This is a genomic window from Bordetella sp., assembly GCF_051960075.1.
In the GTDB taxonomy this organism is placed as follows: Bacteria; Pseudomonadota; Gammaproteobacteria; order Burkholderiales; family Burkholderiaceae_B; genus Bordetella.
In genome coordinates, this window is record NZ_JBQCER010000020.1 from 1 (window position 1) to 23,063 (window position 23,063).

Genomic DNA, 23,063 nt, shown 5'->3' on the forward strand with positions numbered 1-23,063 from the left:
CGGCGAGAAGCCCTCGGTCGTGTCGGCCATCGCCAAATATCACGTGACCGAGCGCGCCCGCCAGGTGGTCAACGACGGCATGGACGTGGTGGGCGGCAAGGGCATTTGCCTCGGGCCTTCGAACTTTCTGGGCCGCGCCTATCAGCAGCTGCCTGTCGGCATCACCGTCGAAGGCGCCAACATCCTCACGCGCAGCCTGATTCTGTTCGGCCAGGGCGCCGTTCGCTGCCATCCCTTCGTGCTCAAGGAAATGCAGGCGGCGCAGAATGCCGACAGCCGCCGCGCCCTGATCGACTTCGACGCCGCGCTGTTCGGCCACCTGCGCCACACGCTGGGCAACGGCCTGCGTGCCGCGGTCATGGGCCTCTTCGGCGGCCGCCTGGGCGCCGCGCCCAAGGCCGCCGATGCGCAGACGCGCCACTACTACACGCAGCTCAGCCGCATCTCGGCCGCTTTCGCCTTCCTTGCCGACATCGCCATGCTGGTCTTGGGCGGCGATCTCAAACGACGCGAGATGCTCTCCGCCCGCTTCGGCGACGTGCTCTCGCAGATGTACCTGGCCTCGGCGGTGCTCAAACGCTATGCCGACGAAGGCCGCCAGCAGGCCGACGCGCCGCTCATGCACTGGGCCGTGCAGGATGCGATCTATCGGGCCCGCGTGGCTTTCGACGGCATTCTGGCCAACTTCCCCGGCAAGGTCCTGCCCGCGCTGCTGCGCCTCAAGCTCTTTCCCTGGGGCGTGCGCGTGCGCGAACCCAGCGACGAACTGAACCGCGCCGTGGCCAGGCTGATGATCGCGCCGTCGGCCACCCGCGACCGCCTGCTGGCCGACAGCTTCGTGCCCGCAACGGATGCCGAACCGGTGGGGGCCATCGAACAGGCGCTGACGGCCACCATCGAGGCCGAGCCCGTCGAGGCCAAGATCCGCGACGCCGAAAAGCGCGGTCTTTTCGCGAACAATCCCCTGGCCAATGTGCGCGACATGGCCATCGCCGCGCGCGAGGCGGGGGTGGTGACGCCGGACGAATACGCCGTGCTCGAGCGCCGCAACCGCCTGCGCGACATCGTCATCCGCGTCGACGACTTCCCCTTCGATCTGGGCGTGGCGTCGGCGCAAAAGCGCGACGCCGACCGATGGGTCGCGTGAGCGTGCCCGGCATGAAACCCATCTATATCGTGGACGGGGCGCGCAGCCCTTTCCTGAAGGCGCGCTCCGGCCCCGGTCCCTTCGCCGCGGCCGACCTGGCCGTGCAGGCCGGCCGCGCCCTGCTGGCGCGCCAGCCGTTCTCTCCCGAGGATCTGGACGAGGTGATCCTGGGCTGCGCCAGCCCCTCGCCCGATGAGGTCAACATCGGCCGCGTGGTCGCGTTGCGCATGGGTTGCGGCCAAAAGGTCACCGGGTGGACGGTCATGCGCAACTGCGCCTCGGGCATGCAGGCGCTGGACTCGGCCATGGCCAATATTCAGTCGGGCCGTTCCCGGCTGGTGCTGGCGGGCGGTGTCGATGCGCTCTCGCACGCGCCGCTGCTCTATTCCGACGCCATGGTGCGCTGGTTCGCCGGCCTGATGCAGGCCCGCACGCCGGGCCGAAAGGCCGCGCATTTTCTCAAGCTCAGGCCCGCAGCGCTGCTGTCGCCCGTCGTCGGTTTGATGAAGGGCCTGACCGATCCGGTCGTGGGCCTGCTGATGGGACAGACTGCCGAGAACCTGGCCTGGCGCTTCGGCATCGAACGCCGGAGCATGGATGCGTTCAGCCTGCGCTCGCACCAGCGCGCGATGGCGGCGCGAAAAGGGGGCGCGCTGGGCGAGATCGTGCCGCTGGTCGACGGCAAGGGCAAGGTCTACGAAGAAGACGACGGCGTACGCGAAGACGCGAGCCTGCAAGGGCTGGCCAAACTCAAGCCTTTCTTCGACAAGAAGTACGGCCGCGTGACGCCGGGCAACAGTTCGCAGATCACCGACGGCGCGGCCTGGCTGCTCCTGGCGTCGGAAGACGCCGTGGCGCGCTGGAACCTCGCGCCTATTGCCCGCATCGTCGATGTGCAGTGGGCCGGCCTGGACCCCGCGCAGATGGGTCTGGGCCCGGTGCACGCAGCCACGCCCATCCTGCAGCGCCATGGCGCGACGCTGAACGACATGGATCTCTGGGAAATCAACGAAGCCTTCGCCGCGCAAGTGCAGGGCTGCATCGCCGCCTGGCAGGACGAAGCCTATTGCCGCGACGAGCTCGGCCTGCCCGGCGCAATGGGTACGCTCGACGAAGACCGATTGAACGTGGACGGCGGCGCGGTGGCGATGGGGCATCCGGTGGGCGCCTCGGGCGCGCGCATTGTGCTGCACCTGGCCCAAGCCCTGCGCGCCCGCGGCCTGACGCGCGGCATGGCCGCGATCTGCATCGGCGGCGGCCAGGGCGGCGCCATGCTGGTGGAGACCTGCCGATGAACCCGAACCTTTCCCCCTCGCGGCACCACTGGCAGCTCGACACCGACACCGACGGCATCACTTGGCTGACCCTGGACAAAGCCCATGAAAGCGTCAACAGCCTGTCCAAGTCCGTGATGGCGGAACTGGCGTCCGTGCTCGATGATCTGGACGCCAACCCGCCCAAATCGCTGGTCATCCGATCGGGCAAGGCGGCCGGCTTCGTCGCCGGCGCCGACATCGGCGAATTCGACGAACTGCAATCGGCAGACGCCGCCAAGGCGATGGTCGAGCGCGGCTGGAGCCTCTTCAATCGCCTGGCTGCGGCACCCTACCCCACGCTGGCCTTGGTACGCGGCCACTGCCTGGGCGGCGGACTGGAGCTGGCACTGGCCTGCCGCACGCTGCTCGTGGTGGACGAGCCCGGCACCCGCCTGGGCCTGCCCGAAGTCATGCTGGGCATCTTCCCCGGCTGGGGCGGCATGCTGCGCCTGCCGCAGCGCGTCGGCCCGTCGGCCGCGCTCGACATGATGCTCACGGGCAAGACCGTCGATGCAAAACGCGCCAGGCGCATGGACCTGGCCGACGAGTGCGTGCCCCCGCGCGTGATGGAGTCGGCCGCGCGCATGCTGGCACTGAACCCGCCTGCCCGCCGGCGCCTGCCGGCGATGCAGCGTCTGCTCGGCGGCCCGCTCAAGAATCTGGTCGCCGCGCAGGCACGCAAACAGGTGGCCCGCCGCGCCCGTCCCGAACACTATCCGGCGCCCTACGCCATCATCGATCTGTGGGCCAGGCACGGCGGCGACGCCACCGCGGCGCCCGAGCTCACCGAGCGCATCGTTGCGTCGAGCACGGCGCGCAATCTGGTGCGGGTGTTCCGCCTGCAGGAGCGCCTGAAGAGCTTCGGCAAGAACGCCGACGCAGGCGAATTCAGCCCGCGTCGCGTGCACGTGGTCGGCGCAGGCGTCATGGGCGGCGACATTGCCGCCTGGTGCGCCCTGCGCGGCTTGACCGTGACGCTGCAAGACCAGGACATGACCCGCATCGCGCCGGCCCTGCAGCGCGCGTATGCCCTGTTCGACAAGCGCCTGCGCGACCCGCTGCTGCGCCGGGCCGCGGCCGACCGGCTCATTCCCGACCCGGGCGGCCAGGGCGCGCGCCATGCGGACGTGGTCGTCGAAGCCATCTACGAGAACCTGGAAGCCAAACAGGCTCTGTTCCAAACCCTGGAGGCGCTGGCCAGACCCGACGCCGTGCTCGCCACCAACACGTCCAGCCTGCGCCTGGAAGACATATGCAGCGCGCTGAAGAATCCGGAACGCCTGGTCGGCATCCACTTCTTCAATCCGGTGGCCAAGATGCCGCTGGTCGAAATCGTGGGCGGCGCAGGCACGGACGGCATTGCGCTGGCCCGCGCCGCCGTCTTCGCCGGCGCACTCGACAAGCTGCCGCTGCCGGTCAAGAGCGCGCCCGGTTTTCTGGTCAATGCCGTGCTGGCCCCCTACATGCTGGAAGCCATGCGCTGCGTGGACGAAGGCATCGCCCCCGAGACCGTGGACGAAGCGGCGCTGGCCTACGGCATGCCCATGGGCCCCATCGAGCTGATCGATACCGTGGGCCTGGATGTGGCCCTGGCCGCCGGCAAACAGCTCGGCGGCGGCGCGCAAACGCCGCGCTGTCTCGATCAACGCATCCAGTGCGGCGATCTCGGGCGCAAGACGGGCAAGGGCTTTTACGACTACGCCGGCGGCAAGACGGCCAAGGGCGCGGCGGGCACGGTTCCCGCCGGCCTGGCCGCCCGCCTGATCGCGCCGCTGCGCGATCGCACTCGCGCGCTGGTCGAGCAAGGCATCGTGGCCGACGCCGACCTGGCCGACGCCGGCGTGATCTTCGGCACGGGGTATGCCCCGTTCACCGGCGGCCCGCTATTTGACGCGCGCGAATGATCTCGCGGCGCCCCGCTTGCAACCCCGCTCTTTTTTCCGAATACCTGTAGCACCACAACATCAGCGGCAAAAAACCAATACCGCGACATAGAGGAGACTTGCATGACATCTGGACGAATAAAGGCTCTGTCCGCCCTGACCCTGAGCGCCGTCTGCGGCACTGCGGGCGCTGCGGGATTCCAGCTTCTGGAGCAGAACGCCAGCGGTATCGGCAATGCTTTCGCAGGTTCGGCCGCGGACACCGAAAACGCCAGCATCATCTACAACAACCCGGCCGGCATGACCGACTTGCAAGATCACGAATTTTCGATCGGCGCAGTCGGGGTCAAACCGAGTTTCACGTTCAACAACTCGGGCTCGAGCGGGGTAAGCGGCGCGGGAACGGGCGGAGATGCCGGCCACTGGGGCCTGGTTCCCGACGCCTATCTGGCCTGGAAACTGAACCATAAATTCAGCCTGGGGCTGGGCGTCAGTGCGCCTTTCGGACTGCTGACCAATTATTCCTCGCCGTGGACGGGCAGCGCGCAGTCCAACAAGTTCTCGATCACGACCTACAACATCAATCCCGCGATAGCCTACAAGGTCAATGACGCCGTCTCGCTCGGCGTGGGCCTGAACTATCAGCACTTCGATGCCGACTACCAGCGCCAGCTGTCGACGCTCACCAATGTGCCCTTCCCGTCGCTCGCCGCCGTCCTGGGCGGAACAGGCTTTCTCATGCCCGGCAACACACCGGTGGAAGCAAAGCTGAGCGGCGACGCCTGGGGCTGGAACGCCGGCGCGCTGTTCAAGCTGAGCCCCAGCACCAAGCTGGGCCTGTCCTACCGCTCGCAGCTGAACTACAACCTCACGGGCACCCTCACGGCCAGCGGCTCCAGCGCGCAAACCAATTCCGAGCTCAGCGGCAACATCCGGGCCGGCCTCACCCTGCCCGACACCGCCATCGCCAGCATCACGCATCAGTTGAACGACCACTGGGAGCTGCTGGGAGACGTGCAATGGACGGGCTGGGGCAAGCTGTCCTCGATCAACCTCAACTACACCTCGGGCGCGCTGGCGGGCCAGACCGCGCAGACCCTGACCACTGACTTCCGCAACACCTGGCGCATCGCCATCGGCGCGAACTACAAGATCAACGACGCCTGGAAGCTCAAGACCGGTCTGGCCTGGGACCAATCCCCGGTGCGCGGCGCCGATACCCGCCTGGCCTCCTTGCCCGACAACGACCGCTACTGGGTATCGGCAGGCGTGCAGTACAAGCCCACCAAGCTCTCGACCGTAGATTTCGGCGTCGCCTACCTGTTCATGCACAGCGCCGCGATCAACAATAACCAATCGGCGTCGGGTCTCGGAACCCTCACGGGCTCTTACAACGACTCCGGTCTGGTCGTCGGTCTGCAGTACTCGCAAGCCTTCTGATGAAATCCGGGCCGCCTCCTGGCGGGGCGGCCCACTGCCCTCAGAGAAGAAACCTCATGGAATCACTGATTGTTCGCAAAGCCGCCGTCCTGGGCGCCGGCGTCATGGGCGCGCAGATCGCCGCCCATCTCGCCAACGCCGGCGTGCCGGTCGTTCTGTTCGACCTGCCCGCCAAGGACGGCCCGGAAAACGGCATCGTGCTCAAGGCGCTGGCCAACCTGAAGAAAATCGAGCCCGCGCCGCTGTCCTCGCCCGATCGCATGGGCCTGATCACGCCGGCCAACTACGGACAGCACCTGCCTTTGCTGTCCGAATGCGATCTGGTGATCGAAGCCATCGCCGAGCGCATGGACTGGAAGCGGGATCTTTACAAACAGATCGCGCCGCACCTGCGCGCCGACGCTGTCGTGGCGTCCAACACCTCGGGCCTGTCGATCAACGCGCTGGCCGAATCGCTGCCGCAGGCGCTGCGCGCCCAATTCTGCGGCATTCACTTTTTCAATCCGCCACGCTACATGGCGCTGGTGGAAATCATCGCCACCCGCTCCAGCGGCGCGGCCATGCTCGACAGCCTGGAAACCTGGCTGACCCGCCGCCTGGGCAAGAGCGTGGTGCGCGCGCTGGACACGCCCAATTTCGTCGCCAACCGCGTCGGCGTCTTCTCGATCCTGGCCGTCATGCAACACACCGAGCGCCTGGGCCTGGGTTTCGATACCGTGGACGCGCTGACCGGTCCGCGCATCGGCCGCCCCAAGAGCGCCACCTACCGCACCGCCGACGTCGTGGGCCTGGACACGCTGGCCCACGTCATCAAGACCATGCAGGACACCCTGCCCGACGACCCCTGGCACGCCCTCTTCAAAAGCCCCGAATGGCTGCAGGCCCTGATCGCGCAAGGTGCGCTGGGCCAGAAGACCCGCGCCGGCGTGTTCCGCAAAGCCGGCAAGGAAATCCAGGTGCTGGACCTGACCGCGCGCGATTATCGCGCATCCGACGGTGCGGTCGCCGACGAGGTGCAGGCCATCCTGTCGATCCAGTCGCCCGCCGAGAAGTTCGTCGCGCTGCGCGCCAGCGCGCATCCGCAGGCCGAGCTGCTCTGGAGCATTTTTCGCGATGTATTCCACTACTGCGCCGTGCAGCTCGAATCCATCGCCGACAACGCCCGCGACGTGGACCTGGCCATGCGCTGGGGCTTCGGCTGGGCGCAAGGCCCGTTCGAGACCTGGCAGGCCGCCGGCTGGCAGACCGTGGCCCAGGCCATCGCCGCCGACATCGCCGCCGGCAAGACCTTGAGCAGCGCGCCGCTGCCCACCTGGGCGCTGGAGCCCGGCCGAGCCGGCGTGCACTTTCCCGATGGCTCATGGTCGGCCGGCGCCGGCGCTCTGCGCGGCCGCTCGGCCCTGCCGGTATACCAGCGCCAGCTCTATCCCGAGACCGTGCTGGGCGAAGCGCCCGCACCGCGCGGCGAGACTATTTTCGAAAGCTCGGGCACGCGCCTGTGGCGCCTGCCCGAGGTCGAACCGCGCATCGCCATCCTTTCCATCACGTCCAAGATGCACACCATCGGCGAAGAAGTGCTGGACGGCGTCCTGGCTTCGGTCGCGCTGGCCGAAAAGCAATTCGACGGCCTGGTGGTCTGGCATGACGCCCCCTTCGCCGTGGGAGCCAATCTCAAGCAGGTCAGCGGCGCCATCGAAGCGGGCCAGTGGGATCTGCTCGAAGCCACCGTGGAAAAATTCCAGCGCGCTTCGATGTGCCTGAAATACGCCCAGATCCCCGTCGTGGCGGCCATGCAGGGTATGGCGCTGGGCGGCGGCTGTGAATTCGGCATGCATGCAGCCAAGCGCGTGCTGGCGCTGGAAAGCTATATCGGCCTGGTCGAGGCCGGCGTGGGCCTGATCCCGGCCGGCGGCGGCTCCAAGGAGTTCGCCGTGCGCGCGGCGCGCCACGCCGCGGCCACAGCCACGCCCGGCGAGGTGTTCAACTTCCTGCAGCCGGTGTTTACCAACATCGCCATGGCCAAGGTGTCGGCCAGCGCGCACGACGCCATCGCCAAGGGTTACGCCCTGCCCACCGATACCGTGCTGTTCAATGCCCGCGAACTGCTGTGGGTGGCGCTGCGCGAAGCCCGCGCCATGGCCGACGCCAACTATGCGCCGCCTTCGCCTGCCCGCGACATACCCGTGGCGGGTCGCAACGGCATCGCCACCTTCGAGATGATGCTCGTCAACATGCTCGAAGGCGGAATGATCTCGCAGCACGACTATCTGGTGTCGCGCAGCGCCGCGTCGGCGCTGTGCGGCGGCGACGTCGATACCGGCACCCGTGTGGACGAGGAATGGCTGCTCAAGGTCGAGCGCCGGCTCTTCGTGGACCTGCTCAAGCATCCGCTGACGCAGGCGCGCATCAAACATACGCTGGAAACCGGCAAACCCCTGCGCAACTGACGCGGGCTAAGCCCTGACAAGGAAAGCATCATGTCCCGACAAATCCAGGACGCTTATATCGTCGCCGCCACCCGCCTGCCGGTGGCCCGGCGCAACGGCATGTTCCGCACCGTGCGGCCCGACGACATGCTGGCTCACGCCATTGCCAGCGCCGTGGCGCAGGTGCCCGCGCTCGACCCCGCTCTCATCGGCGACGTCGTCGTCGGCTGCGCCATGCCCGAAGGCGAGCAAGGCATGAACGTGGCGCGTATCGGTCTGCTGCTTGCCGGGCTGCCCCAGTCCGTGCCCGGCGTCACCATCAATCGCTTCTGCGCTTCCGGGGTGCAGGCCGTGGCCGACGCCGCCGCCCGCATCCGTCTGGGCGAGGCCGACGTGATGATCGCCGCGGGCACCGAGTCCATGACCGCGATGCCGCAGATCATGGGCAACAAGGTGTCGCTCAACCCGGCAATCTTCGAAAAGAACGAGAACCTCGCCATCGCCTACGGTATGGGTCTGACGGCCGAAAAAGTCGCCGAGCGCTGGAAAGTCAGCCGCGACGACCAGGACGCCTTCGCCCTGGCCTCGCATCGGAAGGCCGCAGCCGCCATCGCCGCGGGACACTTCCGCGCCGAAACTTCGCCCTACACCGTGCGCACTCACCAGCCCGATTTCGCGACGGGCGCGGTACGCGTGGCCGAACGCGTGACCGAAAACGACGAAGGCCCGCGCCCCGACTCCTCGCTGGAATCGCTGGGCAAGCTCAAGCCCGTGTTCGCCGCCAAGGGCTCGGTCACCGCGGGCAACAGCTCGCAGATGTCCGACGGCGCGGCCGCCGTGGTGCTGGTATCGGAAAAAATCCTCAAGCAGTTCAACCTGCAGCCGCTGGCGCGCTTCGTGTCCTATGCGGTGGCGGGCGTGCCGCCGGAGATCATGGGCATCGGCCCCATCGCCGCCATTCCCAAGGCGCTGGCCCAAGCCGGCATCGGGCAAGATGACCTGGACTGGATCGAACTGAACGAAGCCTTCGCCGCGCAATCCCTGGCCGTGATCCGCGATCTGGGCCTGGATGCGGCGCGCATCAATCCGCTGGGCGGCGCCATCGCGCTGGGGCATCCGCTGGGCGCCACCGGCGCGATCCGCACCGCCACCGTGGTGCACGGCCTGCGCCGCACCGGCGGGCGCTACGGCATGGTCACCATGTGCATCGGCACCGGCATGGGCGCGGCCGGCATCGTCGAGGCCCTGCGATGATGCAATGGCTCGCGCGCCTGCCGCCCCGGTGGCAGGCGCGCGTGATGCGCCTGGGCTTCAACCTGCACCCGGCGTTTCGCGGCACGGGCGGACGGGTGCAATGCATTTCCCCCGACCTGTCGCATGTGCGCGTGCGGCTGCCGCTGGGCTGGCGCACGCGCAACATGCTGGGCACGATCTACGGCGGCTCGCTCTTTTCCGTGACCGACGGCGCCCATCCCACTATGCTGATGCTGGCCCTGGGGCAAAACGCCATCGTCTGGGACAAAGCGGCCACGATCCGCTATCGCCGTCCCGGGCGCGAAACCCTCTACGCCGACTTCCTCATCACCCCCGAGGAAATCGCAGGCATCCACGCCGACCTGGCGCGGCATGGCGAAACCGAACGCACGTATCTGGTCGAACTGAAAAACCGCGAAGGCCTGGTGCACGCACAGGTGGAACGCACCGTCTACATCGCCGACAAGGCGCACTACAAGCAGAAACTCTCGGAAAAGACCGCATGAAATCCACCGCTCTCACGGCCGCGCTCGCGCTGTCTTGCCTGCTTCCCGCGGCCGGCCAAGCCGTTGAAGTGGCCGGCCTGAACATCGCCGACAGCCAGCAGACCCGCAGCGGGCCGCTGGTGCTCAATGGCGCCGGCCTGCGCCGCGTCTTTATCTTCAAGGTCTATGTGGCCTCGCTCTATCTGCCGCAGAAGACCGCCAGCGCGGCGCAGGTGCTGGCGCCGTCAGAACGGGCGCGCCTGACGCTTACGCTGCTGCGCAGCCTCACGGCCGAAAAACTCATCCATGCCCTGCACGAGGGCCTGAGCGACAACGTCAGCGCAGATCAGCTCGCCACGCTGAAGACTCCCCTGCATGAACTGGACTCGCTCATGCGCAAGATCGGCCAGGGCAAGGACGGCGACACCGTCACCCTGGACTTCCAGCGCGACAGCGTGGCCGTGCATTTCAACGGTGTTTCGCAAGGCGTGGTATCGGCGCCAAATCTCAATACCGCGCTGCTGTCCATCTGGCTCGGCCGCGACCCGGTCGACGAACACCTCAAGCAGTCGCTGCTGGGTTCATGATCCGATTAAAAAGACGACACGGAGACAATCATGGAAAAAGTCTGGCTCGCCAGCTACCCTGCCCACATTCCTGCGGAAATCCACCCCGAAGACTACCCCTCGCTGGCGGTTCTGCTGGAAGAAAGCTTCGCCAAATATGCCGACAAAACGGCCTATATCAGCATGGGCCGCAGCATCACGTATCGCGAGCTCGACCGGCTTTCGCGCGACTTCGCCGCCGGCCTGCAGTCCCTGGGCGTAGCCCGAGGCAGCCGCGTGGCGCTGATGATGCCCAATCTGCTGCAATACCCGGTGTGCCTGTTCGGCCTGCTTCGCGCCGGCTGCGTCGCGGTCAACTGCAATCCGCTCTACACCCCGCACGAGCTGCGCCATCAGCTGGAAGACTCGGGCGCGGAGACCATCGTCGTGGTCGAGAACTTCGCCACCACAGTCCAGCAGGCGCTGCCCGGCACGAGCGTCCGCAACGTCATCGTCACCCGTATGGGCGACCTGCTCGGGTTTCCCAAAGGCGCGCTGGTCGACTTTGTCGTCAAGCGCGTCAAGAAACTCACGCCTGAGTGGAGCATCCCCCAGGCGCTGCACCTGCGCGACGTGCTGACCCGTGGCCGCCGCGGCAATTTCCGGCGCGTCGACATCGACCCGCAAGACCTCGCCTTCCTGCAATACACGGGCGGTACCACCGGCCTGGCCAAGGGCGCCATGCTGAGCCATCGCAACATCGTTTCCAACGTGCTGCAGGCGCGGGCCTGGATCGCCTCGGCCGTACGCGACACGCAAGAACTGGTCGTTACCGCCCTGCCGCTCTACCATATCTTCGCGCTCACGGCGAACTGTCTGCTCTTCGTCGTGACAGGCAATACCAATCTGCTCATCGTGAACGCGCGCGACATTCCCAATCTGGTCAAAGAACTGGGCAGGCATCCCTTCACCATCATCACCGGGGTCAATACCCTGTTCAATGCGCTGCTCAACAACGCCGATTTCCGCAGGCTGGATTTCAGCCGCCTGCGCCTGACGCTGGGCGGCGGCATGGCGGTGCAGGCCTCCGTGGCGCAGCGCTGGGAGCAGGCCACCGGCATGCCGCTGATCCAGGCCTACGGCCTGACCGAAACGTCTCCGGGCGCGGCCGTCAATCCGCTCGACCAGAAGCATTTCAACGGCGCCATCGGCCTGCCCATCTCGTCCACCGAAATCGCCATCCGCGACGACGCCGGACACGATCTGCCGCTGGGCGAAGTGGGCGAAATCTGCATTCGCGGTCCTCAGGTCATGCAAGGCTATTGGCACCAACCGGACGAAACTGCGAACGTGCTGGGCGACGATGGCTTTCTGCGCACCGGCGACCTGGGCTATATGGACCCGCAAGGCTATGTCTTTCTGGTCGACCGCAAAAAAGACATGATCCTGGTATCCGGTTTCAACGTCTATCCCAACGAAGTCGAGGACGCCGTGTCCCAGCACCCCGGCGTGCAGGAAGTGGCCGCCATCGGCGTGCCGGACGAGCACTCCGGCGAGGTCGTGAAGATCATCGTCGTGCGCAAGGACCCGAACCTCACCGCCGAGGCGCTGATCGCGCACTGCCACGCTCTTCTCACCAACTACAAGGTGCCGCGCAAGGTGGAGTTTCGCGACGAGTTGCCGCACACCAACGTGGGCAAGGTTCTGCGCCGCGCCTTGAAGGAAAGCTGACATGCCCATACCCGCCGCGCTGCAGGGCAAGCTGGCCCTGCCGGTCATTGCCGCGCCCATGTTCATCGTGTCCAATCCGGCACTGGTCATCGCGCAGTGCCTGGGGGGCATCGTCGGCAGCTTCCCCGCGCTGAACGCCCGCCCGCAGGAAACGCTGGACGCCTGGCTCACGCAGATCGAAGACGCGCTGGCCGCGGCCCGCGCTGCCGACCCGGCCCGCGTCATCGCGCCTTACGCCGTCAATCAGATCGTGCATCACAGCAACACGCGGCTGGAACACGACATGGAGGTCTGCGTGCGCCACCGTGCACCCATCGTTATCACCAGCCTGCGCGCGCCCGACCTCGTGGTGCCGCACGTGCACCGTTACGGCGGCCTGGTGTTCCACGACGTCGTCAGCGTGCGCCATGCCGAAAAAGCCCTGGAGGCCGGCGTGGACGGCCTGATCCTGGTGTGCTCGGGCGCCGGCGGCCACGCCGGCACGCTCAGCCCTTTTGCCCTGGTGCAAGAAGTACGCCGCTTCTACGACGGGCCGCTCATTCTGTCCGGCGCCATTGCGCATGGCGCGTCCATCCTGGCCGCGCAGGCACTGGGCGCCGACCTGGCCTACATCGGCACTCGCTTCATCGCCACCCGCGAAGCCAACGCGACGGACGCCTACAAGCAGGCGCTGGTCGACAGCACGGCACTGGACATCGTCTACACCCCGTATTTCACGGGCATTCCGGGCAACTACCTCAAGGCCAGCATCCTGGCCGCCGGGCTGGACCCGGACAATCTGCCCCAGCGCGACAAAAGTGCCGCCGACTTCGGCAGCAAGGCCGCCGAAGCCAAGGCCTGGCGCGACATCTGGGGCGCGGGCCAGGGCGTGGGGCAGATCGACGCCGTTCCCGATACCGCCGGCCTGATCGAACAACTCAGGCACGAGTACCGCACGGCAAGGCAGGCCCAAGCAGACAAGACCGCTGCGTTCGCGGGTTGAGGCCGTTTTGTTGTATAGTAGCGGGCTTGCCGCGGCTCAATGGCAGAGTGGTCATGCAGCGGATTGCAAATCCGTGTACGTCGGTTCGATTCCGGCTTGAGCCTCCAGAATTTCCTGATTCGTCGACATACTGGCCCGCCGCTTGGCGGGCCTTTTGCCGTCTAGCGTACGGGGTTGTCGGATTTTTCCGGGTTTTTTCTTCTGCGGATTTTTTCCCGATACATTTCCTCGTCCGCCGCGGAAATCAACGCATCGATGGTATTACCCGATGCCGGGTAGGTTGCCACCCCGACGCTGCAGGAAATCGTCACGCTATCTCCCCCGTTCACGGCATACGGGGCCGCCAGCGCCGCGGCGAGTTTACGCGCCGTCGCCTGCGCATCTGCGTAAAGCGTATCGGGCAGGATCACGGCAAATTCGTCGCCGCCCAGGCGCACGGCAATATCGGATTGGCGAAGCGTTGCCTGGATGCGGCGGCCGACTTCACTCAGGACCTCGTCGCCCACGGCATGCCCATGCGCATCGTTCACCGGCTTGAACCGGTCCAGATCAAGAAAGAGCACCGAGAAGGGGTTTCCGGACCGATCCGACGACGCTTTCGTCAGCAATATCGCGTCCGCGAAACGGTTGCGGTTTCCCAGGCCGGTCAGCGTATCGGTCGTCGCCCTGCTCTGCGCGGAGTGGAGCATGCGATGGGCTTCGACGAGCACTGCCCCGAGCCGGTCGGCTTCCGCCAATCCCAGCGCAGGAACGATCACCTCTTTTCCGGCGCCGAGCGCTCTGGCGGGCGCCTCGAGACCATGAATGGCTCGGGCTATCCTCTCGCTCATCTGCCAGGTGATCATCAACGAGCTCGTCAGAACGATCAGCATGGCGCCGACAAGCCACAACAGGCGCCGGCGCACTTCCCGCAGCAGTATCTCGGTAGGCACGCCGATCGCGACGGACCAATCGGATTTGGTCGAGTGGGTAAAGGCGACGAAGACGGAGGTTTTGTCCTTGGTGTAACCCTCGTACGTGCCTTGGCGACGACTGAAGATCGCATCGCGCAGGTCATCGGTCGGAGGAGTCCCGACATAACGCTCGGCGTCCCGGCTCCGGCCGGCAATGATGCCCTTCGAATCGATGATGGACCCCACCCAATCGGGCCTGGCGCGCACCTTCTGAAACAGGGGCGTCAGCGCTTTGGCATCAATGGATGCCGTCAGGTAGTACAGGCGTTTCCCGTTCCTGACGACCGGGACGCTGATGGAGAACAAGGGGCGATGGGTTAGTTTTCCGACGATCACGGGGGAGACCACCGCATCGTCGTAATGCTGCAGCTCAAAGCTGCGCTCTGCATCCAACTCCCCCGGCACCTGGGTGCCGAGCGGTACCAGCGTATTGAGCAGCCGCTTGCCGCCGGGTTCCGCGAGAATCACCTTTTCGAGCACGCTGCCTTGTACGACTGCCTGCGCTTGCTGATAAAACGAACCGAGGTTGCCGGTATCCAGATCGGGAGAGGTGGCCAGCGCGCGGATGACCGCTTCCTGGCGGGACAACTGCTGGTCGAACTCTGCCGCGATCTGGGTAGCGGCATCGAAAGCGCTCTGATAGGTACGGTCACGGGCCTGCACATAGTCGGACCAGATCAGCAAGGCGGGAACCGCCAGGGCCGGCAGAATGGCAAGGACAATCAGCCATGCCAGGCGCGTACGAATAGACGGAGCGGAGGTTTTCAAAGTAGGCGTAGACCGATCGATACGATGAACATGCTCGGCAGATAGTAGTGTCTACCGGTGCGTGCTCGGGCTGCGCCAAATCAAGAAACCGGGCAAAAATTGGCCGCATATCCGATTGCGCCATCGTCGGGGCGCCAGAACCGTGGCCTGCCAGGCTGGAAAAACAGGCGGTCGGGGCACGCCAAGCACCCGCCATTCGGCTGCAAGCCTCGATCGAAAAGGGTCCTGCCGAACGGAAGCGGCCTGCGGACGCTTTGCAGGCCGCACCGTTCGAAAACCACGAGATCGTGGCGGCAAAAAATTATCCCGGCTTCTCGGCACGATGCCTACGACACCTCGAAATCCTCCGCTTTCGCTTCCTTGACCATCGACACCGTAATCAGGGAAACCAGCGACAGCGCCGCCAGATAGACGCCGATCATCCACGATTTGCCGGAGCTGGTGATCAGCCATTGCGCGATCGCCGGCGCAAACGCGCCGCCGAGTATCGCGCCCAGGGCGTATCCCACCGACACGCCCGAATACCGCACCCTGGCCGGGAACATTTCGGCATACAGCGCGGCCTGCGGTCCATAGGAAAGGCCGAGCGCCGCGGTCAGCACCAGCGCCGCGAACAGGAACAGCGCCGGGTTGCCCGTATCGATGAGGAACCACATCGGTATGGTCCACAACGTCATGAGTCCATAGCCGATCTGGAAGGTTCGCACCCGGCCCAGCCGATCGCCGAGCCAGCCGCCCAGCAGCGTGAAAAAGAACCAGCCCACCGCCGACAAGGTGCCGATCAGCAGCATCTGCAAGGCAGGAATGTGCAGCGCCTTCTGGCCGTAGCTGATGAAGAACGCGATCAGAATGTAGCCGACGGCATTGTTGGCCATGAAGATCAGCGCCGCGCTCAAGACCTTGCCGCCGTGACGGCTCAACACCTCGGCCAGCGGCGCGGACGACCGCTCGCGCCGCGCCCGCAGCGCTTCGAACACCGGCGACTCTTCGAGCGTGCGGCGGATGATCATGCCGATGAAGATCAGCGCGATGGAAAACAGGAACGGCAAGCGCCAGCCCCATTCGGCCATGGCCTGCTTGCCCAGCGTTTCGGTGAGGATCCACAGCACGCCGGTCGAGATGATCAGCCCCAGCGGCGTGCCGATCTGCGGCGCGCAGCCGAACAGGCTGCGCTTGTTGCGGGGCGCGTTCTCCACCGACATCAGGGCGGCGCCGCCCCATTCGCCGCCGGCGGAAAACCCCTGCAGCACGCGCAGCGTGATCAACAGCATCGGCGCCCACGCGCCGATTTGCGCATAGGTCGGCAGCACGCCGATGAGCGCCGTCGCCAGCCCCATCAGGATCAGCGTGAAGATCAGCACGCCGCGTCGGCCGAACCGGTCGCCCAGATGTCCGCTGACGGCCGCCCCGAGAGGACGGAAGAGAAACGAAATGCCGATCGTGGCGAACGAAATGATTTGCGCCAGGCCGGGGTTCTGCTTCTCGATGGGTGCAAAGAAAGCCGGCCCGAATACCAGACCGGTGGCTTGCGCATAGACGAAGAAGTCATACCACTCGATCGTCGTCCCGACCAAGGTCGCGGCGAGTACGCGCTTTTGCTCCTGCGTGCCGTTGCTGTTCAGAACGGCCGATTCTGCTGTCGTCATCTTGTCTCCTTGGCATGGTGTTTTTTAATACCCGGCTTGCCTCGCCATGCGATTCGATTGCAGCCGATGCATCGGGAATCAATCGTTAAGCGGCACCTGCACGATCTGCGAAATATCGGCATCGCCGTATCCGGCAGCGACTGCGCCGGCCAGCCAGCGCCGAACGGTACCGACAACGGCCAACGCCGAACCGCGCTCGCACGCCATCTCCTGGACCGTGTCCAGGTCTTTGAGCATGACGCGAATTGTGCCCGACGCCTGCACGGGCGGCGTCAACATGCGGGGCAGCAGCGTCTGCAACAGCACCGAGTCGGCCCAGCCGCCGCGCAGGGCGTCGAGTATCCGCGCCGCGTCGATGCCCGCGCGCTGCGCGAGCATGACCGCCTCGGCGATGGCAGCGATCGTGGAAGCGACAATGGTCTGGTTGGCGAGCTTGGTCGCCTGCCCGGCACCGACGCCGCCCATGCGGGTGACGCGCGCGGCATAGCCGGCGAGCACCGGCGCAACCGCGTCGATGGCAGCGGCATCGCCGCCTGCCATGATCGCCAGCGTGCCGGCCTGCGCTCCTGCGGTGCCGCCCGACACCGGGGCATCGATCCATGCGCCGCCGGTCGCCTCATGCCAGCGCGCGGCCAGGGCCTGGGTCAGCGCAGGCGGAATGCTCGAATGATCGACGAGCGTCGTCGCGGCGGACGCGGCGCTTGCCAGCCCCTGCGGCCCGAAGACCACGGCTTCGACGGCGACGCCGTCGGTCAGGCACAACATGACCAGCTCTGCGTTGCGCGCGACATCGGCGGGCGTGGCGCAGACGGTGCAGTGTGTTCCGGCTTGCGCCGAGAGCGCCTGCGCGCTGCCGGGCGAGCGATTCCACACCTGCACTGCATGGCCGGCATCGATCAGGCGGCGCGCCATCGGCGCCCCCATCTTGCCCAGCCCGCAAAAGCCCACCGGGACCGGGCTCATATCGTGTCTCCGGGCGTCGGCGCTTCGTACGGCCAATCGACTGCGCCCGAGTGCGTAATCGCGCCCACATTGGCGGGCCGCACCAGGGCCTCGTACTTTTCCAGCACGCCGCCCATATGTCCGCGCGAGAACGGCTGCGCCGCCGCGCGCCGCCGCGCCAATTCATCGTCGGACAGGTCGACGTTGAGCATGCCCGCCTTCGCGTCGATGTGAATGCGGTCGCCGTCGCGCAGCAGCCCGATCGGCCCCCCCATCGCCGCTTCCGGCCCGACATAGCCGATGCACAGGCCGCGCGTCGCGCCGGAAAAGCGTCCATCGGTCAGCAAGGCGACCTTTTCGCCCATGCCTTGGCCGTAGATCGCGGCCGTCACGCTCAGCATCTCGCGCATGCCCGGGCCGCCCTTGGGGCCTTCGTTGCGGATCACCAGCACGTCGCCCGGCGCGTAGGCGTGCTTGGCGACGACCGCCATGCAGTCTTCCTCGCATTCGAAGATGCGCGCCGTGCCGGAGAAAGCCAGGGACTTGAGACCCGCGATCTTCAGGCAGGCGCCATCGGGCGCCAGGTTGCCGCGCAGAATGACCAGGCCGCCGTTGTCGCTCAGCGGCTCGCTGCAGGGGCGCACCACCGTGCCGTCGGGGCCGGGGAACGCACGCAGGGCCTCTTCGAGCGGGATGCCTTCGAGCGTGGGCACATCGCCGTGCAGATAGCCTCCTGCCAGCAAGGCGTTGAGCACCGCAGGCACGCCGCCGGCATGGTGCAGGTCCTGGGCCAGATAGCGGCCGCCGGGCTGCAGATCGCCGATCAGCGGCACTTTCTCGAAGACGCGCTGCACATCGTCCAGCGTGAAGCGCAGGCCCGCTTCGTTGGCGATCGCGGGAACATGCAAGGCGGCATTGGTCGACCCGCCGGTGGCCGCGACCGCCACGCAGGCGTTTTCGAGGCTCTTGCGCGTGATCAGGTCGCGCGGCAGCGGCCCGCCGCGCTTCAGAATGCGCATGACCGTCTCGCCCGCGCGCCGTGCGATCGCGATGCGCTCGCTATATACCGAGGGCACCATGGCAGAGCCGAGCGGCGCAAGGCCCAGGGCCTCGGCCACCATCGCCATGGTGTTCGCGGTGAACTGCCCCGGACACGACCCCGCGCCAGGCGTGCATTGTTTCTCGATCGACTCGAGCATCTCGCGCGTGATGTCGCCGCGCTGCGCCGCACCGACCGCCTCGATCGTGGTGAGCACCGTCGCCTGACGGTTGTTTCCCGCGACGCCGGGAATCTGTCCCGGCGCGACGCCAGGCAGCATGGCGCCGCCGAACAGGAACACCCCCGGCAGATTGACGCGCGCCAACCCCATGAGCATGCCCGGCAGCGATTTATCGCAGCCGGCCACGCCCACCAGCGCGTCGTAGCCGTGGGCACGCACGAACACTTCCACGCTGTCGGCCACAATCTCGCGCGACACCAGGCTCATGCGCATGCCGGAGTGGTTCATCGACGTGCCGTCAGTCACCGAGATCGCCGATCCGCGGATCGGCACCCCGCCGCCGGCCGCGACGCCCAGCCGGACATTGTCGGAGACCTGGTTCAGCGACATCGAGCAGGGCGAGTTTTCGCCGTAGGTATCGACGATCGCCACGAACGGCTTCTGCATGGCTTCTTCGTCCATGCCGGTGGAGCGCAGAAACGCCCGGTGCGGCGCGCGCGTCAAGCCTTCGACGATCGTGCGCGAACGGTGTTTGTGTAGATTCTTGCTCATCGAAAATGGTGCTCCCTCTTTTCTGACCCGGACTAGCCGCCGTTGAGCAGCAAGCCGTTTTCCATTGCGATCACCTGGCCGGTGAGCGCGGGCGCGCACGCGATGAACCAGGCCAGCTCCGCCACTTCGGCCGGCTGCGACACGCGTTTGAGCGGAGCCGCCTCGGTCATGCGCGCGATGACGCCTTGGTAATCGTCCGCATCGAGCACGCGCTGCAGCAGGCCTTCGTCGACCATGCCCGGCGCAACCGCGTTCACGCGCACGTGCGGCGCCAGGCTGCGCGCCAGCGAAAGCGTCAAGGTGTTGACCGCGCCCTTGGATGCGGCATACGCGATTGAAGAACCTGTGCCGTTGAGCCCCGCCAGCGATGAAACGTTGATCACGCCGGCGCTGCGTCCGGCCGTTGCCGATTCGCGCAACCAGGGCGTGGCCGCGCGCGTCATCTGGAACATGCCGATGAGATTCACGCGATAGACGCGTTCGAACTCGGCATCGTCGATGCCCCAGAGATCCGCGTGCGGCACGACGCGGGTGGTGCCCGCGCAATTGATCAGGACGTCGATACGCCCCCACTGCGCGGCGACCTCTTCGGCGGCGCGGCGGCAATCCGCGTCGACGCCGACGTCGGCATCGAACACCAGCGTCGGCGCGCCCGCATCGCGGCACGCGGCTTGCGTGGCGCGGGCCGCCGGACGCGTGCCGTCGTCGAGATTGCCGATGGCGACCGCCCAGCCCTCGCGCGCAAAACGCAGCGCGCAGGCCGCGCCGATGCCGGTGGCCGCGCCCGTGATCATGCAGACCGGTTGCCCGGGAGCCTTCGTCAGCGTCTGCGCATGACTGTCGCTCATGCCTGTCTCCTGGCTTTCTTGTGCGCGCAAGCGCGTTGCCGTCTTGCGCCCTTGCTTTATCGGTTCAGCGCGAGCCATGCCCCGGGCATACCGATTAGGTAATACCCTAGGCTCACCTTGAACACTGTTGCGACAGAATAGGCAGCATCCACGCCCGACGGCAAATCACTTTTTGGGCGCAAGTCATAACCACACGGTTATTCCAGTCGAAGATGCGATGACTACCCGCAATAGCAATCCGATCGAGCAGTTCTTTCGCGGCGGCCTGAAGCTGTCCCATCTGCGCATCCTCGTGAGTCTGGCCGAACTGGGCCAGGTCACGCGGGTCGCGGCAGCCTTTCACGTTACGCAGCCCGCCATTTCCAAGCAGATCGCGGAAATCGAAGACGCACTCGGCGTGACCATCGTCCAGCGCCTGGGCAACGCGGTCGAGTTGACCGGCATCGGCAGAGCCCTGGTCGAGCACGGCCGCGCCATTCTGCGGCATATCGAACTCGCCCAGCGCGACGTCAGCGCGCTTGCGGCCGGCACCGGCGGACATGTGCGCGTGGGCGCGGTCGTGACCATTCCCGAGCCGATCATCGCCAGCGCCGTGGGCCTGTTCATGCGCCGCGCTCCCGCGGCGTCGTTTTCGTTCGTCGAGGCGACGCTCGATCGGCTGATCAAGATGCTCGACGACGGCGGACTCGATATCGCCCTGGGCCGCAATCACCTCGTCGGCGTCGACATGCGGCTGCGGCAGGAACGCCTGTGCCGCGAACCGTTCGTCTTCGTGTCGGGCATCGGCCATCCGCTGGGCGCCCCAGAACGCACCGTACGCTGGGAAGACCTGCGGCCGTACCGATGGATCGTGCCGCTACGCGGGTCGCCCGCCTACATGACGCTCGCCGATACCTTGGGCGCGCACGACATTGCGTTTTCCGGCAGCGACGTCGAATCCAGCTCGCTCGCGCTGAACATCACGCTGATCGAAAGCGGCGATTTTCTTGCGATCCTGCCGCTGTCGATCGCGCGCCGCCACATGATCCGCGGCACGATGCGCGTGCTGCCGTTGCCGCCGCTGGAGGCGCTGGGCGAGGTCGTCGCGTATCGACGCATCGATTCGGCGGCGCCGGCCACGTCGCTGTTCTACGACTGCCTGAAGGAAGCGTCGGCCGAGAGCGTCGGCCGGACGCCTGAAGAGCCGGCGGCGCACCGCGCGCCGCGCTGCGCCGCCTGAACGGCGGGATTCGCGCGGCCGTCATGCTTTTTGATGCATTTACTCTCAAGAAGAAGCGATCACGGCGGACTGAAGATGATAAAACCGCCTTGTCTCACATCACACCCTCGACAAGACGTTTCATGACTACCCAGCGATTTGCCCTGGCCGCATTGTTCATCGCCCTGGCGGCCGCGCTGTCCGGGTGCTCGGGCGCGCGGCGTTCCGCTTCGTTCTCGTCCTCGCCCTCGTCCGGCGCGCCTTTCACCGCGGATCCCCGTTGCGGCCGCGGCAACGCCTGCATGTATGACGGGCACTACGATCCGGGCGAACGCGACTACGCAGAACGGGAGGCGCGACGCCTGAACCAGGCCGAGTACGAGCGCCTGCGCAGCTCGTTCAAATAGCGTTCGCGCCGACGGCCTATTGCAGCTGGGGCGCGGCGAAACGGCGGTTCTTGAGCACGGGCAACGCCGCCCGGGCATGCTCCAGGCGCGCGGGATCGATGTCGGCGAATATGAGCGCGGGGATTTCAGCCGCTCGCGCGATCGCCACACCCAACGGATCGACCACCATGCTGTTGCCGATATTGCGCGGACCGCACTCGCCGCACGCCGCGACATAGACCGTGTTGTCCAGGGCTCGCGCGGTGACCATCACTTCCCAGTGCATTTCTTTGTGCGGCCCCCTGACCCAGGCCGAAGGCAGCACCAGCAGGTCGGCGCCGTCGAGCGCCAGGCGCCGCGCCAGTTCGGGAAAGCGCACGTCGTAGCAGGTCATCAGCCCAACCCGCAGCCCCGCCACCTCGACCAGCGGCGGCACCTCCGCCCCCGGTTCGACCCGGTTCGATTCCTTCATCGAGAAGGCGTCGTACAAATGCAGCTTGCGGTATCGCGCGAGGATTTGACCGTCGCGGATCGCGATCAGGGTATTCCAGGCACGTCCGTCTTCGGTCGGGGTGTGTACCGTCATCATGGACGTCATCGGCGAACCGCGGCTGGCTTCCAGCAGTTGCACGACGAACGGCCCGTTGAGCGGCTGCGCCGCGCGACGCACCAGGTCCGGATCGGCCATGTCGCACGCCAGGACGGCCTCCGGCAGCACCAGCAGATCGGCGCCGGCAGCCGCGGCACGCGACATCAGGTCGATGATGGTCCGGGCATTGTCTTCCCACACTTTGCCGACGGCGAATTGCCCTAGCGCGACTTTCATCGTGAATCCCTGCCTATAAAAAAACGCTTGCGACATCATCGCACGACTCATCCGTCACCGCGCTGGAAGGCCCTGCTCCGATCGATAAGCGGGTCGCGCGCCCCGGTCGCCGTTTGCATGATTTTTTTTGATCGTGTATAGTTATTTGCTCTGCTTGTTTCGCAAATATGTGGCACACAAGTCCCACAATTGCGAAATAGGTCAGCGCGGGAATAGCTCAGTTGGTAGAGCGCAACCTTGCCAAGGTTGAGGTCGCGAGTTCGAGACTCGTTTCCCGCTCCAGTTTCCCTGGGAGAGCAATTGCGCTCTCCCATTTCGTTTGATGTCCGTATGGCGCGCAACGCGCCAGACACCCCGGGCGGGGTGGCAGAGTGGTCATGCAGCGGCCTGCAAAGCCGTGGACGCCGGTTCGATTCCGACCCCCGCCTTTCCAAGACCTGCCAATACCCGCAGTGACCACCTTCCCGGGCTGCGCACTGAAGCCCTGCCGGTCGATCCATTCTTCGGCGACGGTC

The 23,063-nt window shown here is 66.3% G+C and carries 18 protein-coding genes and 3 tRNA genes; 15 read left to right on the plus strand and 6 right to left on the minus strand.

Translation table 11 applies throughout. From position 1 onward, the window contains the following. The 11 genes from ACTHJ1_RS02385 to ACTHJ1_RS02435 form a co-directional block, all read left to right on the plus strand. Positions 1–1,147: acyl-CoA dehydrogenase domain-containing protein (locus tag ACTHJ1_RS02385; protein ID WP_440187120.1), on the plus strand; the 1,147-nt coding region annotated here is incomplete at its 5' end. 11 nt (positions 1,148–1,158) lie between these two features. Continuing rightward, positions 1,159–2,442 (plus strand): acetyl-CoA C-acetyltransferase, encoded by a 1,284-nt coding sequence (locus tag ACTHJ1_RS02390; protein ID WP_440187123.1) that lies wholly within the window; start codon positions 1,159–1,161, stop codon positions 2,440–2,442. Continuing rightward, the gene (locus ACTHJ1_RS02395; protein ID WP_440187126.1) at positions 2,439–4,367 is read left to right on the plus strand and encodes a 3-hydroxyacyl-CoA dehydrogenase NAD-binding domain-containing protein; all 1,929 of its coding nucleotides are present in this window, start codon (positions 2,439–2,441) and stop codon (positions 4,365–4,367) included. The genes ACTHJ1_RS02390 and ACTHJ1_RS02395 overlap by 4 nt, the downstream gene beginning before the upstream one ends. Positions 4,368–4,469: 102 nt before the next feature. After that, a complete protein-coding gene (locus ACTHJ1_RS02400) occupies positions 4,470–5,786 on the plus strand; it encodes an OmpP1/FadL family transporter (RefSeq protein ID WP_440187129.1) in 1,317 nt (438 codons plus the stop codon). Between the two features lie 56 nt (positions 5,787–5,842). After that, positions 5,843–8,233: a 3-hydroxyacyl-CoA dehydrogenase/enoyl-CoA hydratase family protein gene (locus tag ACTHJ1_RS02405; protein ID WP_440187132.1), complete on the plus strand. Its 2,391-nt coding sequence runs from the start codon at positions 5,843–5,845 to the stop codon at positions 8,231–8,233. A 30-nt stretch (positions 8,234–8,263) separates the two neighbouring features. Continuing rightward, positions 8,264–9,466: an acetyl-CoA C-acyltransferase gene (locus tag ACTHJ1_RS02410; protein ID WP_440187135.1), complete on the plus strand. Its 1,203-nt coding sequence runs from the start codon at positions 8,264–8,266 to the stop codon at positions 9,464–9,466. Then, positions 9,463–9,972, plus strand: a complete 510-nt coding sequence (locus ACTHJ1_RS02415) for a DUF4442 domain-containing protein (RefSeq protein ID WP_440187138.1) — start codon at positions 9,463–9,465, stop codon at positions 9,970–9,972. The genes ACTHJ1_RS02410 and ACTHJ1_RS02415 overlap by 4 nt, the downstream gene beginning before the upstream one ends. Beyond that, positions 9,969–10,538, plus strand: a complete 570-nt coding sequence (locus ACTHJ1_RS02420; RefSeq protein WP_440187141.1) for a chalcone isomerase family protein — start codon at positions 9,969–9,971, stop codon at positions 10,536–10,538. The genes ACTHJ1_RS02415 and ACTHJ1_RS02420 overlap by 4 nt, the downstream gene beginning before the upstream one ends. Before the next feature lie 30 nt (positions 10,539–10,568). Continuing rightward, on the plus strand, positions 10,569–12,227 hold the full coding sequence (locus ACTHJ1_RS02425) for a long-chain-fatty-acid--CoA ligase (protein WP_440187144.1): 1,659 nt from the start codon (positions 10,569–10,571) through the stop codon (positions 12,225–12,227). 1 nt (position 12,228) lies between these two features. Further along, the gene (locus tag ACTHJ1_RS02430) at positions 12,229–13,209 is read left to right on the plus strand and encodes an NAD(P)H-dependent flavin oxidoreductase (protein WP_440187147.1); all 981 of its coding nucleotides are present in this window, start codon (positions 12,229–12,231) and stop codon (positions 13,207–13,209) included. Between the two features lie 33 nt (positions 13,210–13,242). Then, positions 13,243–13,316 (plus strand) — tRNA-Cys (locus ACTHJ1_RS02435). Between the two features lie 54 nt (positions 13,317–13,370). Here the strand turns inward: ACTHJ1_RS02435 and ACTHJ1_RS02440 are convergent. From ACTHJ1_RS02440 to ACTHJ1_RS02460, 5 genes are all read right to left on the minus strand, one after another. Beyond that, complete coding sequence (locus tag ACTHJ1_RS02440; RefSeq protein ID WP_440187150.1) at positions 13,371–14,930, minus strand: sensor domain-containing diguanylate cyclase; 1,560 nt, start codon at positions 14,928–14,930, stop codon at positions 13,371–13,373. A 326-nt stretch (positions 14,931–15,256) separates the two neighbouring features. Next, positions 15,257–16,576: an MFS transporter gene (locus ACTHJ1_RS02445; protein ID WP_440187153.1), complete on the minus strand. Its 1,320-nt coding sequence runs from the start codon at positions 16,574–16,576 to the stop codon at positions 15,257–15,259. Between the two features lie 78 nt (positions 16,577–16,654). Further along, complete coding sequence (locus tag ACTHJ1_RS02450; RefSeq protein ID WP_440187156.1) at positions 16,655–17,539, minus strand: NAD(P)-dependent oxidoreductase; 885 nt, start codon at positions 17,537–17,539, stop codon at positions 16,655–16,657. Beyond that, the gene (gene ilvD / locus ACTHJ1_RS02455; protein WP_440187159.1) at positions 17,536–19,290 is read right to left on the minus strand and encodes a dihydroxy-acid dehydratase; all 1,755 of its coding nucleotides are present in this window, start codon (positions 19,288–19,290) and stop codon (positions 17,536–17,538) included. The genes ACTHJ1_RS02450 and ilvD overlap by 4 nt, the downstream gene beginning before the upstream one ends. 32 nt (positions 19,291–19,322) lie before the next feature. Beyond that, a complete protein-coding gene (locus tag ACTHJ1_RS02460) occupies positions 19,323–20,138 on the minus strand; it encodes an SDR family NAD(P)-dependent oxidoreductase (protein ID WP_440187161.1) in 816 nt (271 codons plus the stop codon). Between the two features lie 217 nt (positions 20,139–20,355). Here ACTHJ1_RS02460 and ACTHJ1_RS02465 point away from each other — a divergent pair, with 217 nt between their 5' ends. Continuing rightward, positions 20,356–21,357 (plus strand): LysR family transcriptional regulator, encoded by a 1,002-nt coding sequence (locus ACTHJ1_RS02465; protein WP_440187164.1) that lies wholly within the window; start codon positions 20,356–20,358, stop codon positions 21,355–21,357. A 122-nt stretch (positions 21,358–21,479) separates the two neighbouring features. Continuing rightward, complete coding sequence (locus ACTHJ1_RS02470) at positions 21,480–21,743, plus strand: hypothetical protein (protein ID WP_440187167.1); 264 nt, start codon at positions 21,480–21,482, stop codon at positions 21,741–21,743. A gap of 16 nt (positions 21,744–21,759) precedes the next feature. Here the strand turns inward: ACTHJ1_RS02470 and ACTHJ1_RS02475 are convergent, their stop codons facing one another. After that, the gene (locus ACTHJ1_RS02475; RefSeq protein ID WP_440187170.1) at positions 21,760–22,548 is read right to left on the minus strand and encodes a deaminated glutathione amidase; all 789 of its coding nucleotides are present in this window, start codon (positions 22,546–22,548) and stop codon (positions 21,760–21,762) included. A 206-nt stretch (positions 22,549–22,754) separates the two neighbouring features. On the opposite strand from ACTHJ1_RS02475, the gene ACTHJ1_RS02480 reads away from it, so the two are divergent. Both ACTHJ1_RS02480 and ACTHJ1_RS02485 read left to right on the plus strand, forming a co-directional pair. Continuing rightward, a tRNA-Gly gene (locus ACTHJ1_RS02480) sits at positions 22,755–22,830 on the plus strand. Between the two features lie 75 nt (positions 22,831–22,905). After that, a tRNA-Cys gene (locus ACTHJ1_RS02485) sits at positions 22,906–22,976 on the plus strand. Positions 22,977–23,063: the final 87 nt, after the last annotated feature.

Bases quoted from the DNA above. Each gene is read 5' to 3' on its own strand.
- ACTHJ1_RS02445 (WP_440187153.1), bottom strand. From the start codon at position 16,576: ATGACGACAGCAGAATCGGCCGTTCTGAACAGCAACGGCACGCAGGAG.
- ACTHJ1_RS02415 (WP_440187138.1), top strand. From the start codon at position 9,463: ATGATGCAATGGCTCGCGCGCCTGCCGCCCCGGTGGCAGGCGCGCGTG.
- ACTHJ1_RS02475 (WP_440187170.1), bottom strand. From the start codon at position 22,548: ATGAAAGTCGCGCTAGGGCAATTCGCCGTCGGCAAAGTGTGGGAAGAC.
- ACTHJ1_RS02450 (WP_440187156.1), bottom strand. From the start codon at position 17,539: ATGAGCCCGGTCCCGGTGGGCTTTTGCGGGCTGGGCAAGATGGGGGCG.
- ACTHJ1_RS02460 (WP_440187161.1), bottom strand. From the start codon at position 20,138: ATGAGCGACAGTCATGCGCAGACGCTGACGAAGGCTCCCGGGCAACCG.
- ACTHJ1_RS02465 (WP_440187164.1), top strand. From the start codon at position 20,356: ATGACTACCCGCAATAGCAATCCGATCGAGCAGTTCTTTCGCGGCGGC.
- ACTHJ1_RS02405 (WP_440187132.1), top strand. From the start codon at position 5,843: ATGGAATCACTGATTGTTCGCAAAGCCGCCGTCCTGGGCGCCGGCGTC.
- ACTHJ1_RS02400 (WP_440187129.1), top strand. From the start codon at position 4,470: ATGACATCTGGACGAATAAAGGCTCTGTCCGCCCTGACCCTGAGCGCC.
- ilvD (WP_440187159.1), bottom strand. From the start codon at position 19,290: ATGAGCAAGAATCTACACAAACACCGTTCGCGCACGATCGTCGAAGGC.
- ACTHJ1_RS02470 (WP_440187167.1), top strand. From the start codon at position 21,480: ATGACTACCCAGCGATTTGCCCTGGCCGCATTGTTCATCGCCCTGGCG.
- ACTHJ1_RS02390 (WP_440187123.1), top strand. From the start codon at position 1,159: ATGAAACCCATCTATATCGTGGACGGGGCGCGCAGCCCTTTCCTGAAG.
- ACTHJ1_RS02425 (WP_440187144.1), top strand. From the start codon at position 10,569: ATGGAAAAAGTCTGGCTCGCCAGCTACCCTGCCCACATTCCTGCGGAA.
- ACTHJ1_RS02430 (WP_440187147.1), top strand. From the start codon at position 12,229: ATGCCCATACCCGCCGCGCTGCAGGGCAAGCTGGCCCTGCCGGTCATT.
- ACTHJ1_RS02410 (WP_440187135.1), top strand. From the start codon at position 8,264: ATGTCCCGACAAATCCAGGACGCTTATATCGTCGCCGCCACCCGCCTG.
- ACTHJ1_RS02420 (WP_440187141.1), top strand. From the start codon at position 9,969: ATGAAATCCACCGCTCTCACGGCCGCGCTCGCGCTGTCTTGCCTGCTT.
- ACTHJ1_RS02395 (WP_440187126.1), top strand. From the start codon at position 2,439: ATGAACCCGAACCTTTCCCCCTCGCGGCACCACTGGCAGCTCGACACC.